This is a genomic window from Achromobacter sp. (assembly GCF_032102605.1).
Taxonomy (GTDB): Bacteria; Pseudomonadota; Gammaproteobacteria; order Burkholderiales; family Burkholderiaceae_B; genus Achromobacter.
In genome coordinates this window covers 269,716-283,184 of sequence record NZ_DAMDGT010000001.1, presented here as the reverse complement: position 1 = coordinate 283,184, position 13,469 = coordinate 269,716, and the positions used below count along the sequence as shown (strand labels likewise).

The 13,469-nt window shown below is 66.7% G+C and carries 11 protein-coding genes; 8 read left to right on the top strand and 3 right to left on the bottom strand.

Features of this window, described 5'->3' with window-relative positions; translation table 11 throughout:
* Together RT614_RS01345 and RT614_RS01340 are read left to right on the top strand one after the other, a co-directional pair.
* Nucleotides 1-1,326, top strand: coding sequence for an MFS transporter (locus RT614_RS01345; protein ID WP_409558422.1), 1,326 nt, complete (start codon nucleotides 1-3; stop codon nucleotides 1,324-1,326).
* A gap of 44 nt (nucleotides 1,327-1,370) precedes the next feature.
* Nucleotides 1,371-2,765 carry a GntP family permease gene (locus RT614_RS01340; RefSeq protein WP_313619747.1) on the top strand — a complete coding sequence of 465 codons (1,395 nt, stop codon included), beginning with the start codon at nucleotides 1,371-1,373 and terminating at the stop codon, nucleotides 2,763-2,765.
* On the opposite strand, the gene RT614_RS01335 is transcribed toward RT614_RS01340, so the two are convergent.
* Nucleotides 2,744-3,655, bottom strand: coding sequence for a LysR family transcriptional regulator (locus tag RT614_RS01335; RefSeq protein ID WP_313619746.1), 912 nt, complete (start codon nucleotides 3,653-3,655; stop codon nucleotides 2,744-2,746). The genes RT614_RS01340 and RT614_RS01335 overlap by 22 nt on opposite strands.
* Before the next feature lie 111 nt (nucleotides 3,656-3,766).
* On the opposite strand from RT614_RS01335, the gene RT614_RS01330 reads away from it, so the two are divergent.
* Together RT614_RS01330 and RT614_RS01325 are read left to right on the top strand one after the other, a co-directional pair.
* Nucleotides 3,767-4,510, top strand: coding sequence for an SDR family oxidoreductase (locus tag RT614_RS01330; RefSeq protein ID WP_313619744.1), 744 nt, complete (start codon nucleotides 3,767-3,769; stop codon nucleotides 4,508-4,510).
* Nucleotides 4,511-4,831: 321 nt separating this feature from the next.
* Nucleotides 4,832-5,716 carry a crotonase/enoyl-CoA hydratase family protein gene (locus tag RT614_RS01325; protein WP_313619742.1) on the top strand — a complete coding sequence of 295 codons (885 nt, stop codon included), beginning with the start codon at nucleotides 4,832-4,834 and terminating at the stop codon, nucleotides 5,714-5,716.
* Between the two features lie 24 nt (nucleotides 5,717-5,740).
* Here the strand turns inward: RT614_RS01325 and pdeR are convergent, their stop codons facing one another.
* Together pdeR and RT614_RS01315 are read right to left on the bottom strand one after the other, a co-directional pair.
* The gene (gene pdeR, locus RT614_RS01320) at nucleotides 5,741-7,738 is read right to left on the bottom strand and encodes a cyclic di-GMP phosphodiesterase (RefSeq protein WP_313619741.1); all 1,998 of its coding nucleotides are present in this window, start codon (nucleotides 7,736-7,738) and stop codon (nucleotides 5,741-5,743) included.
* Between the two features lie 289 nt (nucleotides 7,739-8,027).
* Nucleotides 8,028-9,023, bottom strand: a complete 996-nt coding sequence (locus RT614_RS01315) for a tripartite tricarboxylate transporter substrate binding protein (protein WP_313619739.1) — start codon at nucleotides 9,021-9,023, stop codon at nucleotides 8,028-8,030.
* A gap of 221 nt (nucleotides 9,024-9,244) precedes the next feature.
* On the opposite strand from RT614_RS01315, the gene RT614_RS01310 reads away from it, so the two are divergent.
* From RT614_RS01310 to RT614_RS01295, 4 genes are all read left to right on the top strand, one after another.
* Nucleotides 9,245-11,020 carry an IlvD/Edd family dehydratase gene (locus RT614_RS01310; protein WP_313619737.1) on the top strand — a complete coding sequence of 592 codons (1,776 nt, stop codon included), beginning with the start codon at nucleotides 9,245-9,247 and terminating at the stop codon, nucleotides 11,018-11,020.
* A 16-nt stretch (nucleotides 11,021-11,036) separates the two neighbouring features.
* A complete protein-coding gene (locus RT614_RS01305) occupies nucleotides 11,037-11,714 on the top strand; it encodes a GntR family transcriptional regulator (RefSeq protein ID WP_313619735.1) in 678 nt (225 codons plus the stop codon).
* Between the two features lie 113 nt (nucleotides 11,715-11,827).
* A complete protein-coding gene (locus RT614_RS01300; protein WP_313619734.1) occupies nucleotides 11,828-12,349 on the top strand; it encodes a sigma-70 family RNA polymerase sigma factor in 522 nt (173 codons plus the stop codon).
* 8 nt (nucleotides 12,350-12,357) lie between these two features.
* Entirely contained in the window at nucleotides 12,358-13,410 is a 1,053-nt protein-coding gene (locus RT614_RS01295) for a FecR domain-containing protein (protein WP_313619732.1), read from the top strand.
* Nucleotides 13,411-13,469 lie beyond the last annotated feature (59 nt).

Sequence of the window (13,469 nt, the reverse complement as noted above, 5' to 3'; positions counted from 1 at the left end):
ATGCGCACGCAACCGGCCGCCGCGCAGCCCCGGACCGCCTGGATCTTCCAGGGATGGCTCGTGGTGGCCGCCGCCTTCGTCATCACCTTGCTGGGGTTCGGCAGCGCGTATTCCTTCAGCGCCTTCGTCGAAGCGCTGCAGCGCGACTTCGGCGCCTCGCGCGGCGACGTCGCGCTGGTGTTTTCGCTGGCGGGGTTCCTCTACTTCGGATTTGGCGTGATCAGCGGGCCTTTGGCGGACCGCTACGGGCCGCGCCGCCTGGCGCTGGCCGGGATGCTGCTGCTGGCGCTGGGTTTGCTGCTGGCCGGCGTGGCGCAGAGCATGACGCAGATATACCTGGCCTATGGCCTGGGGGTGGGACTGGGCGTGGGGTGTTCCTATGTGCCGGTGGTCGGCGCGGTGCAGCGCTGGTTCCAGCGGCGGCGCGCGCTTGCGTCCGGGCTGGCGGTCAGCGGCATCGGCGTAGGCACGCTGCTCGTGCCGCCGCTGGCTTCGGCGCTGATAGACCTGTTGGGATGGCGGGCCGCCTATCTCGCGCTGGCCGCGGGCGTGGCGGTGATGGGAGCGGCCGCCGCTCGATGGGTGGAGAGCCCGCCGCGGGACCGGGGCCTTGCCCCTGACGGCGCGCCGCTGCCGCCTCCGTCCGGAACCGCGCCGACATCTACGGGCGTCCCCGTGCGCGCAGCCATCCGCAGCAAGGCTTTTATCCTGCTGTACCTGGCCTGCCTGGTCTGTGCTTTCGGCGTCTTCGTGCCGTTCGTGCACCTCGTACCCTATGCGCTGGACCAGGGCGTGAGGCCGGGCCTGGCCGTGCTGCTGCTCAGCATGATAGGCGTAGGCAGCACGGCCGGCCGGTTCTGCCTCGGCCCGCTGGCGGACCGCCTGGGCAGGCGCGCATCGCTTGCGGCCATGTACGCCGGGATGGCGGCCACGCTGGCGCTCTGGGGCGCATCCGGCCAGTTCTGGACGCTGGCGCTGTTCGCACTGGTGTTTGGGGTGTTCTATGGCGGCTGGGTGGCGCTGCTGCCCGCCGTGGTCATGGATTACTTCGGCGGACGCCATGTCAGCGGCATCATCGGCGTGCTGTACACGAGTGTGGCGTTCGGCACCCTGCTCGGCCCGGTTGCGGCGGGCTACGCCTATGACCTGGGCGGCAGCTACGCGTTGCCGATCATCGGGGCCGCCGCGGGCAATGTCGTGGCGGCGGCGATCACCGCCTTTCTGCCGGAAAGCGCCGCTGCCCGGCGGACAGCGCGCGTCAAGCCCAGGCGCTGCTCGAGCGCTGAACCGCCCCGGCGTAAAGATGGCGCCGGCTCGATGCGTTAAGGTGTAGCCCCTCACCCCTTATCTCTTCATTCGCGGAGCATTGAATGACCGGATTGTTCATCGTGGTGGCGGCGCTGGCGTTTCTGATGCTGGCGGCGTATCGAGGCTACAGCGTGATCCTTTGCGCGCCCATCGCGGCCATGGGCGCGGTGCTGCTGACCGACCCTTCGGCGCTGGCGCCCGTATTCTCGGGCATCTTCATGGAGCGCATGGCGGGCTTCGCCAAGCTTTATTTCCCCGTGTTTTTGCTTGGCGCCGTATTCGGCAAGCTCATCGAGCTGTCGGGCTTTTCCCGGGCCATCGTGCAGGCGGTGCTGCGGCTGATCGGCGCCGAACGCGCCATCGTCGCCATCGTGCTGGTGTGCGCGGTGCTGACCTACGGCGGCGTGTCGCTGTTTGTCGTGGTGTTCGCGGTCTACCCGTTCGCGGCCGAGATGTTCCGCCAGGGCGGCATCCCCAAGCGGTTGATGCCAGGCGCGATTGCGCTGGGCGCCTTCACCTTCACGATGACGGCGCTGCCCGGCACGCCGCAGATCCAGAACATCATTCCCACCACGTTCTTCGAGACCACGACCTGGGCCGCGCCATGGCTGGGCCTGATCGGCGCGGCGTTCACGCTGACCGCCGGCATCGCCTATCTGGAATGGCGCCGCAAGCGCGCCGCCGCCGCAGGCGAAACCTATGGCACCGACCTGCGCAACGAACCCGCCACGCCGCCCAGCGAACGCGACCACCATCCGCTGATCGCGTTGCTGCCGCTGGTGGTGGTGGGCGTGATGAATTTCCTGCTGACGCGCTGGATACCGGGCTGGTACCCCGCCGGCTCCGAGGTCGACCTGCCGGGCCTGTCCAAGCCGTTGGCCGTCAACGCGGATGAACAGGTGGCGCTGTGGGCCGTGATGGGCGCGTTGATCGCTGGCATCGTCACCATCCTGCTGTTCTCGTTCCGCGCCATCAAGGCGCATTTCGCCGAAGGCAGCAAAAGCGCGGTGTCGGGCGCGCTGCTGGCCTCGATGAACACGGCGGCGGAATACGGCTTTGGCGGCGTCATCGCCGCGCTGCCCGGCTTTCTGCTGGTGGCGCAGGCCCTGAAGGCCATCCCCGATCCGCTGGTGGGCGAAGCCGTGGCGGTGACGACGCTGGCGGGCATCACGGGCTCGGCATCCGGCGGCATGAGCATCGCGCTGGCGGCAATGTCCCAGACCTTCATCGACGGCGCGCTGGCGGCCGGCATCCCCATGGAGGTGCTGCACCGCGTGGCCGCCATGGCCAGCGGCGGCATGGACACGCTGCCGCACAATGGCGCGGTCATCACGCTGCTGGCCGTCACCGGCCTGACCCACCGCCAGTCCTACGGCGACATTTTCGCCATCACGCTGATATCGACGATGTCGGTATTCCTGGTGATCGCCGTCTTTTACCTGACCGGCATCGTCTGATCGAACGCGGCGGCAAACACCGCCGCCAGCCACTGCGTGAACACGCGCACCCGCGCCGACACCTGGCGGTTTTGCGGATACAGCACCGACACCGGCATGGGCGCCGGCGGTGCGTGGGGCAGGACCACGCGCAGATGCCCCGCCGCCAGCTCGCGCTCCACCCGATAGCGCGGCACCTGCGCCAGCCCCAGACCCGCCAGCGCGGCGCTGGTGTAGAGCTCGGCGCCGCTCACGCTGACGACGGAACGCGGGCGCACCAGCACGTTGCGTCCGTCCACCATAAAGTCCAGCGGCAGCGCGCGACCGGTGGCGCTGGACACGTAATCGACGGCCCGGTGGGCCTCCAGGTCTTCCAGCGTGGCGGGCACGCCATGGCGCGCCAGGTATGCGGGGCTGGCCACCGTCACCTGAGGCATCTGTGCGATTTGCCGGCCCGCCAGCGTGGAGTCCTGCAGCACGCCCGAGCGCAGCACGCAGTCCACGCCTTCCCGCACCAGATCCACCAGACGGTCGTCCTCGCCCAGGTGCAGCACGATGTCGGGATAGCGCTCAAGAAAATCGGGCAGGCCGGGCATGACGAAGAACCGGGCAAGCGTGCCCTGGGCATTGACGCGCAGCAGCCCTTTGGGCGCAGTGTTCAGGAAAGCGCCGTCGGCCTCTTCCAGGTCGGCCAGCAGGCGCACACAGCGCTGGTAATGCGCCTCGCCGTCATGCGTCAGGCGCACCTGGCGCGTCGTGCGTTCAAGAAGACGCGCCCCCAGCCGGGCCTCCATGCGCTTGATCAGGTTGGTGACCGTGGCCCGCGGAATCCGCAGGTCTTCCGATGCCTTGGAAAAACTGCCGCGCTCCGCGATGCGCACGAACACCTGCATTTCCTGGAAACGATCCATGCTTGCCCCGCCAATTGTTAAAGCAAATGAAATTATCTTAGCAAACAAGCGGTGATTATCTTTGCTTCGGAATAGTTGATCATTCGTCTCACCCCTTATCGGAGAGACAACATGAACGACCAAGTTGCCCAGCGCGTTGCCCTAGTCACCGGCGGCTCGCGCGGAATCGGCGCCGCGATCGCGCGGCGCCTCGCCCACGATGGTTTTGCCGTCGGCATCAACTACGCCGCCAGCGCCGCAGAGGCCGAAGCCCTGGCCGACGAAATCCGGCAAGCCGGCGGACGCGCCCTGGCCGTGCGCGCCGACGTTTCCCGCACGGCCGACGTGCGCGCCATGTTCGACGCCGTACACACCGAGTTCGGCCGCATCGACGTGCTGGTCAACAACGCCGGCATCCTGCAGATGCAGACCCTGGCCGACACCAGCGACGAGCTGTACGAAAAGACCTTCGACATCAACACGCGCGGCACCTTCAACACGCTGCGCGAGGCCGCCGCCCGACTGGCCGATGGCGGCAGCATCGTCAATGTGTCCAGCACCACTGTCGCGCTCAACCTGCCCGGCTACTCGGTCTACATCGCCAGCAAGGCCGCGGTCGAAAGCCTGACGCAGGTCTTTGCCAAGGAGCTGCGCGGCCGCCAGATCCGCGTCAACGCCGTGGCGCCCGGGCCCGTCGCGACCGAGCTTTTCTTCAAGGGCAAGAGCCCCGAACTGACCGAGCACTACGCCAAAATGCCCCCGCTGGAACGCCTGGGCCAGCCCGAGGATATTTCCAGCATCGTTTCGTTTCTTGCTGGGCCGGACAGCGGTTGGGTAAACGGCCAGATTTTGCGCGCCAACGGCGGCGTCGCCTGATTTTTTTCCAGCACGCGGCCGCCCCACCCCGCCGCTCGCTCATCCCAACGCACGAGCCCGTCCTTCCGGACGGGCTTTTTATTTGCAGCCCCAAGCGCCGCGAATTCATTGGACCCCTCATCCGTATTACCCAGGCGGGCATCGACTGATGGGCTGAGGCGTCGACGTCGAATTTCAATTTTCGGATTTTTGCGACCGGGACTTTGAGCTACGGAAAAGTCTGACCAGTTGGACGAGGTTTGCATGAGACGGAGTGCTTAAGCCGTGGTTTAGCCTGACCAGGCAGTACTCCGACTCACCTTGATCGATTGGACGAAAGCAATGAATCAACTCATTCATCCGGACTGCCACCCCTTCACCGCAGCAGGCAATCTGAAGCAGATCTCCGCGTATTACGAGGAGGGACGCCGTGTCATGTGGATGATGCTGCGCGCGCAACCGCGCCCGTGCTTTAACCATGAACTGATCGACGAGATCATGACCCTGGCGCGCGCCGCCAAGGATTCCGGCCTGCCCATCGACTTCTGGGTGACGGGCTCGCTGGTGCCGCAGATCTACAACGTGGGCGGCGACCTGAACTTTTTCGCCGAATCCATCCGCACGGGCAAGCGCGAAGCGCTGCGGGCCTATGCCCGCGCGTGCGTCGACTGCGTCCACGCCGCGACGCGCGGTTTCGACACCGGCGCCATTTCGCTGGCCATGATTGAAGGCACCGCGCTGGGCGGCGGTTTCGAGGCTGCCCTCGCCCACCACTTCGTGCTGGCGCAGAACAATGCGCGCATGGGCTTTCCCGAGATGGCGTTCAACCTGTTTCCCGGCATGGGCGGCTATTCGCTGGTCGCGCGCCGTTCAGGCATGAAGCTGGCCGAAGAGCTTATCGGCACGGGCGAATCGCACACCGCCGAATGGTTCCACGGCAAGGGCCTGGTGGACGTGCTGTTCGAACCGGGCGAGGCCTACAAGGCCACGCGCACCTTCATCGACGTGATGCGGCCGAAGCTGAACGGCATGCGCGCCATGCTGCGGGCGCGCCAGCGCGTGCTGAGCCTGTCGCGGTCGGAGCTGATGGACATTACCGAGGACTGGGTCGAGGCCGCGTTCTCGATCGACCCGAAGGACCGCGCTTACATGGAACGCCTGGTGATGGCGCAGAACCGCCGCACCGCGGGCAATTCGGAGGCCACCGAAGTGGCCACCATGCACTGACCGGCGACAGCGCCGCCGGCCGCGTCAGGCAATCAGATGCAGCCGGCGGCGCTTCGCCAGCCACGCGGTGAATTCTTCGGCGGGCATGGGCTTGGCGTACAGGTAGCCTTGCTTGGCGTCCACGCCCAGCGTATCCAGGAAGACGGTTTCTTCCTGGGTTTCCACGCCCTCGGCGATCACCTTTAGCTCCAGCGTGCGCGCCACGGCGACGATGGCGCGCGCCAGCGCCTGGGACACCGGATTCTCGTTCACGCCGCGCACAAAGCTGGCGTCGAGCTTGATCGCGTCCAGCGGAATGCGGGCCAGCTGCGACAGCGACGAATAGCCCGTGCCAAAGTCGTCCAGGTGGACGCGGGCGCCCAACTGGCGAAACTGCTTGATCAGTTCGATCGCGGCGTCTTCGTCGTCGATCAGGCAGCTCTCGGTCAGTTCGATGTCGACCAGGCAGGGATCGAGGCTGGCGTCATTGATGGCGCGCATGAATTCGCTGACCACGCCCTTGTCGTCCAGCTGGCGCGCCGACATGTTGATCGCGATGCGGATGTTCAGGCCGTCGCGTTTCCAGGCGGCGGCCTGTCGGGCGGCTTCGCGCATCACCCACACGCCCAGCGGCGAAATCAGGCCGGATTCCTCGGCGTACGGAATGAAGGTGTCGGGCCCGACCATGCCGCGTTCCGGCGAGCGCCAGCGCACCAGGGCTTCGACGCTGTCCACCTCGCCCGTGCGGCCCGCCAGCTTGGGCTGGTAGTACAGCATCAGGTGGTTCTCGGCCAGGGCCTTGCGCAGGTTGGTGTCCAGCCAGACGTAGTCGGCGTTGCGGCGGTCCATCTCGTGCTGGAAGACGCGGTAGGTGTGCCGCCCCGCTTCCTTGGCCACATACATGGCGATGTCGGCGCTGCGCACGACACTGTCCAGGTCGGCGCCATGATCGGGATACATGGCGATGCCGATCGAGCAGCTTGTATAGACCTCGATCAGGCCCTGCCGGAAGGGTTCGCGCAGCCGTTCGATGATGCGCTGCGCAGTGGCCTCCAGCTGCCAGGCCTGGGCCTCTTCCTGCAGGACGATGAATTCGTCGCCGCCCAGGCGGGCCAGCGTCTGGCCTTCGGACAGGCAATTGGAAATCGCCACCGACACCGCCTTCAGCAGGCGGTCGCCAAACCCGTGGCCGTAGTGGTCGTTGATGCGCTTGAAGTTGTCCAGGTCCAGGAAAAGCACACCGCCGCGCCCGTCTCGGCCCGCCTCCAGCGCCCCCTTCAGACGCGACGTGATCGCGTGGCGGTTGGGCAGGTTGGTCAGCATGTCCGTGTTGGCCAGCACGCGCAGGCGTTCCTGGGCCTGGCGTTCTTCGGTGATGTCGGTGCCGGAGCAGATCAGGTAGACGCGCTTTTCGCCGCTGCCGCTGGTGACGAACTTGTTGCGGAACAGGAAGAGTCGCGGCCCCTTGACCGTGTTGATCGTGCGCTCGACTTCATAGGACTGGCCGCGTTTGTAGAATTCGGCGATGTTGCGCCGCGAGGCCACGGCCTCTTCGCGCGTCATGAACATGTCGAAGACGCTGCGGCCCACGATGTCCTGTTCGCGCTTGCCGGTGTATTCCTCGCTCAGCTTGTTGAAGCGCTGCACGCGGCCGTTCTGGTCGACGATGACGATCACCGAATTGGCTTCCGACACCACCGTTTCTGCGAACGACAGGCCTTCGACGAGGTCCTTGGCGACGGATTCGGTATCGGTGTGCGCGGACGCGGTGCCCGCCCATTCATTGGGATTGATCTTGCGGCCGACCAGATGCAGATGGAGCAGATCGCCATACAGCGAAATGTCGATGCGCACGCTGGACGTGATGCCAGTCAGGCCACGCACGATCTCCGCCTGATCCGGGCGCAAGGCCATCGCGATATTGGTTGCGCCCTTGACTGCGGCGAGTTCAATCGCATCGCTATCGGCGGACAACCGCCAATAAGGGCTATGCGTACCGAAATGCGTGTGCAGGATCGATTTTTCGTCCTGGTTCTCAGTCATTGGTATCCCCCCGCCGTCCTAAGGCCCGCAAAGCACATTACGGGCTACTTAATTTGGGGTCAATCACATTATTGAGACAGCCAAATCGTTTATTGCGGTTTATTGCATAGAAGCACGGCGCGCCATGCAAACCTCTGCAACACAGGCGCGTTCCCAGGCGGCGGCAGGCGGTACCCGGCCGGATTATTGCGTTTTTTTTCACATCCCGCATAAACGAAAACGCCGGAAGTCCTGAAGAGGAATTCCGGCGTCTGGCGTAACGGGCGCGAGCCGCGTTGGGCAGGACGATTTACTCGCCCTTGACGCCCGCTTCGTCAATGACCTTGGTCCAGCGGGCGACCTCGGCCGAGACGCGCGCGCCCGCGTCCGCCGGCGTCGTCCACGTGGCGATGGCGCCCTGGTTCAGCAGCGACGCCTTCACTTCCGGCTTGGCCAGGATTTTCTTCAGTTCGCTGTTCAAGCGCTCGATGACCGGCGCCGGCGTATTGGCGGGAGCCACGATGCCGAACATGGAGCTGACTTCGAAGTCCTTCAGGCCGGCCTCGGCGGCGGTGGGCACGTCGGGCAGCGCATCGACGCGCTGGGGCGAGGTCACCGCCAGGGCGCGCAGCTTGCCGGCCTTGATGTTGGCCTGCGCCGCGGGCACGGTTTCGATCATGCTGAGCACCTGGCCACCCATCAGGTCCGTCATGGCCGGACCGCTGCCCTTGTAGGGCACGTGCAGGATGTCGGCGCCAGCGGTGCGCTTGAACATTTCACCCGCCAGGTGCTGGGGCGAGCCGTTGCCGGCGGACGCCATGGTCACGTAACCGGGCTTCGACTTGGCCAGCGCGATGAACTCGGGCAGCGTCTTGGCGGGAACGGATGGGTTCACCACGAACACCAGCGGCACCGTGCCCACGATGGACACCGGGGCAAAGCTCTTTTCCACGTCATAGGTGACGCGGCCGCGGTACAGCGCGGCGTTGATGGAATGGCTGGTCAGCGCGCCCATCAGCAGCGTGTAGCCATCCGGCTGCGCCTTGGCGACCTGGTCCGCGCCGATGTTGCCGGCGGCGCCCGCGCGGTTTTCCACGACGACCGTCTGGCCCAGCGCGCCGGTCAGCTCCTGCGCCAGCACGCGGCCGATCACGTCCGTGGCGCCACCGGGCGGATACGGAACGATCATGCGGATGGGCTTGTCGGGATACGCGTCGGCGGAGAGCGCCGGGGCGGATACGCCGGCGCACAAGGCCAGCAGGGAAAACAGCACAGCGCGGCGCGGCCGCAGACGCAGGTCTGACATGAAGGTATCTCCAGCCGGGATGGGTATAGGAATGAACGGACGCCCGGTTCGTCAACGGCGCCAGTGTATGGGCCGATTCTTGATTGAAGAATCGACATTTTTCTATCGACTGATCGTCATTCCAGATCAATCGATCAACCCCAACAAACTGCTTGCGGCGGGCTCCACGGGCTGGATATGATGTGCCCCCTGGATTATCAATAATATTATCGGGACTGAAAATGACGGACGAGACGAAGGGCGGCAAGCCCGCCAAGGGCCCCTTTGACAGCGACAGCGCCACCGCGCAGGGCGTGGCCCGCGGGCTGACGAACTACGGCGACAAAGGTTTCTCGCTGTTCCTGCGCAAGGCCTTCATCAAAGGCGCCGGCCTGTCGGACGACGCGCTCGCCCGCCCGATCATCGGCATCGTCAACACCGGCAGCAGCTACAACCCCTGCCACGGCAACGCCCCGCAACTGATCGAAGCCGTCAAGCGCGGCGTCATGCTGGCCGGCGGCCTGCCGATGGACTTCCCCACCATCTCGGTGCACGAGAGTTTCTCGCAGCCCACCAGCATGTACCTGCGCAACCTCATGTCCATGGACACCGAGGAAATGATCCGCGCCCAGCCCATGGACGCGGTCGTGCTGATCGGCGGCTGCGACAAGACCGTGCCGGCGCAGCTGATGGGCGCCGCATCGGCCGGCGTGCCCGCCATCCAGCTTGTCACCGGGTCCATGCTGACCGGCTCGCACCGCGGTGAACGCGTGGGCGCCTGCACCGATTGCCGCCGCTACTGGGGCCGCTACCGCGCCGAAGAGATCGACGCCGTCGAGATCGCCGACGTGAACAACCAGCTGGTCGCCAGCGTGGGCACCTGTTCCGTGATGGGCACCGCCAGCACGATGGCGTGCATCACCGAAGCGCTGGGCATGATGGTGGCTGGCGGCGCATCCGCCCCCGCCGTGACCGCCGACCGCGTGCGCGTGGCCGAACGGACCGGCGCCACGGCCGTCGCCATGGCGGCGTCGCGACTGACGCCCGATCTCATCCTGACCGGCAAGTCCATTGAAAACGCCCTGCGCGTGCTGCTGGCCATCGGCGGGTCGACCAACGGCATCGTCCACCTGACCGCCATCGCCGGCCGGCTGGGCATCGACATCGACCTGGCGGGCTTGGACCGCATCAGCCGCGAAACGCCGGTGCTGGTGGACCTGAAGCCGTCGGGCCAGCACTACATGGAAGATTTCCACGACGCCGGCGGCATGCCCGCCCTGCTGCGCGAGTTGCGCCCTTTCCTGCACCTGGACGCGCTGACCGTGTCCGGCCGCACGCTGGGCGAGGAACTGGACGCCGCGCCCCCGGCGTTCAAGCAGGACGTGATCCGCACCGCCGCATCGCCCATCTATCCCGTGGGCGGGCTGGCCGTGCTGCGCGGCAACCTGGCGCCCGGCGGCGCCATCATCAAGCAGTCGGCCGCCAACCCCAAACTGATGGAGCACGAAGGACGCGCCGTCGTGTTCGAGGACGCCGAGGACATGGCCCGCCGCATCGACGACGAGGCGCTGGACGTCACCGCCGACGACATCCTGGTGCTCAAGCGCATCGGCCCGACCGGCGCGCCGGGCATGCCCGAAGCCGGCTACATGCCCATCCCCAAGAAGCTCGCGCGCGCCGGGGTCAAGGACATGGTGCGGATTTCCGACGGCCGCATGAGCGGCACCGCGGCCGGCACGATCGTGCTGCACGTGACGCCCGAGGCCGCCATTGGCGGACCGCTGGCCTACGTGCAGAATGGCGACCGCATCCGCCTGTCGGTGGCCCAGCGCGAAATCGCCCTGCTGGTCGACGACGCCGAACTGGCGCGCCGCGCCGCGGCCCAGCCCATCTCACGCCCCACCGCCGAACGCGGCTATCGCAAGCTGTTCCTGCAAACCGTGACGCAGGCCGACCAGGGCGTGGACTTCGACTTCCTTCGCGCCGGCGTCACGAACGACACCGTGCCCAAGAAGTAAGCACCGCTATTGCCACATGAACGCCATCACGCCCGACGCCTTGCAGCAACCCGCCCCCGACGCCGTACAGGCGGCGGTGGCCACGCTGGAAGAAGACATTGTCTTCGGCCGGTTGCACCCACGGGAACGCCTGACCGAGGACGAGCTGATGGCGCGCTTCGGCATGAAGCGGCATGCGGTCCGGCAGGTGCTGGCCGACCTTGAACTGCTTGGCGTGGTCGAGAAAAAGCGCAATATCGGCGCGGTGGTGCGCGCGTTCTCGGCCCGCGAGGTCATGGAACTGTATGCCTTGCGCGAGGTGCTGGAAGTGCATGCCGCCCGCCAGATGCCCCTGCCCGTGCCCGAACATCGGCTGGCGGCCCTGGTGGCGGTGCAGCGCGAGCACGACGCGGCCGTGGCCGAAGGCGACGCCCGCCGGGTGTTCCGCAGCAACCAGGACTTCCACCGCGAGTTCTTCGGTCTGCTGGACAACGCGGTGCTGGGCCAGGCCATCGAGGAATACGCGCGCCGCACCCATCCGATCCGTTTCGGATCACTGGTGACGGCCGGACATCGCGAACGCGCGCGGCAAGAGCACTGGACCATGATCCAGGCCTTGCGCGACGGCGATCGCGACGCGCTGATGACCGTCTGCCGGGAACATCTGATTCCGTCGCGCGACGCCTACCTGTCCTTGCAGCACGCAACGATTTGACAAGCCATGCCCGGGATCGGTAATAATAACAATTACTATTTCCCGTAATTCGCATGAGCAGTTGGCCCGCCTCGGCCTGCGAGGCGCCGGCGGCTTGATCAAAAGGTTCGATCTTGACTACGCCGGGATGCGCCTTCCCCACCTCCATCGAAACGCTGTATAGCGACCACCACTCCTGGCTGCGGGGCTGGCTGCGCCGTCGCCTGGGCAACGCAGACCAGGCCGAAGACCTGGCCCACGACACGTTCATCCGCCTGCTCAGCAGCGAACGGGTCCCCGCCACGCTCGCCGAGCCGCGCGCCTTTCTCACTACCGTCGCGCAGCACCTGGTGTCCAACCACTGGCGCCGCGAAAAGCTTGAGCGCGCGTACCTCGAGGCGCTGGCCCAGGCCCCGCAGGCGGTGCATTGGTCGCCCGAAGACCGGGCCATCGTCCTGGAGACGCTGCTGGAACTGGACCGCCTGCTGGACGGCCTGCCTGCCATCGTGCGGCGGGCCTTTCTGCTGTCGCAGCTCGAGGGGCACACCCATGCGCAGGTGGCCGAGGCGCTGGGCATCTCGATTCCCACCGTCAAGCGCCACCTCGTCAAGGCCTTGCAGCGCTGTTGCTTCGCCGATCTTTCCTTTACCCGATGAGCCGGCGCATGTCCGCCTCGCCCTGGTACCGAACTACCCGCGACGCCTCCGCCCTGTCGCCCGCCGTCGCGCAGCGCGCGCTGGAATGGCTGGTGGAACTGCAGGGCGACGCCGTGGCGCCCGAAACCGTGCGCGAATGGACGTCGTGGCGCGCCGCGCATCCCGACCACGAGCGGGCCTGGCTGCGCATCGAATCCGTGCAGGGCACGCTGCAGCCCCTTGCCTGTCCCGGCAACGCGGCCATCGCGCAAGCGGCGCTGGCCGCGCCCGCCTCGGCGCAGCGCCGCCGGGCATTGAAGGCCATGAGCGTCCTGGCGATCACGAGCGGCGCAGCCTGGGGCGTGGGACAGGTCACGCCGTGGCGCGCATGGACGTCGGACCATCGCACCGCAGTCGGCGAACGCCGCAAGCTGACGTTGCCGGATGGCACCCGTCTCGTTCTGAACACGGACAGCGCCATCGACGTGCGCTACAGCGCCGCCCAGCGCCGGGTGGCGCTCATCGCTGGCGAGATCCTGATCGCGACCGCCCACGAGGCGGGCGCGCCGGCGCGCCCCTTTCTCGTCGAGACCGCGCACGGCACCGCCCGCGCGTTGGGCACCGAATACACCGTGCGGGTGCTGGGCGCTTCGACCGAAGTCAGCGTCTTCCAGGGCGCCGTGCAGATCCAGCCGCGCGATGACGCCGAGCACGGGCTGACCTTGCAGGCCGGCCTGCGCGCCAACTATTGGGCGCGCGGCGTCGAGCAGCCGGCCGCCGCCGAGGAAAACCAGATTGCCTGGAAGGACGGCTTCATCGTGGCGCGCGGCATGCGGCTCCACGACTTCATCGCCGAGCTGGGCCGCTATTGCCCCGACACGCTGAGTTGCGACCCGGCCATCGCAGGCCTGCGGCTGTCGGGCTCGTTTCCCGTCAACAACGTGGACAAGGTGCTTGCCGCGCTCAGCGCCACCCTGGATATCCGGGTCGAAACCGAAACGCGACTCTGGCGCGGACGGCGCCTGCACCTCATCGCGGGCCCCGACACAGCGCGCCCGGCGCCGCTGTTACAAAAAAGCTGATCCGTTTTGCGATCTGGCGGGTCAAGGCAGGTGAGCACACAGCAACCTCACCTTTCCGA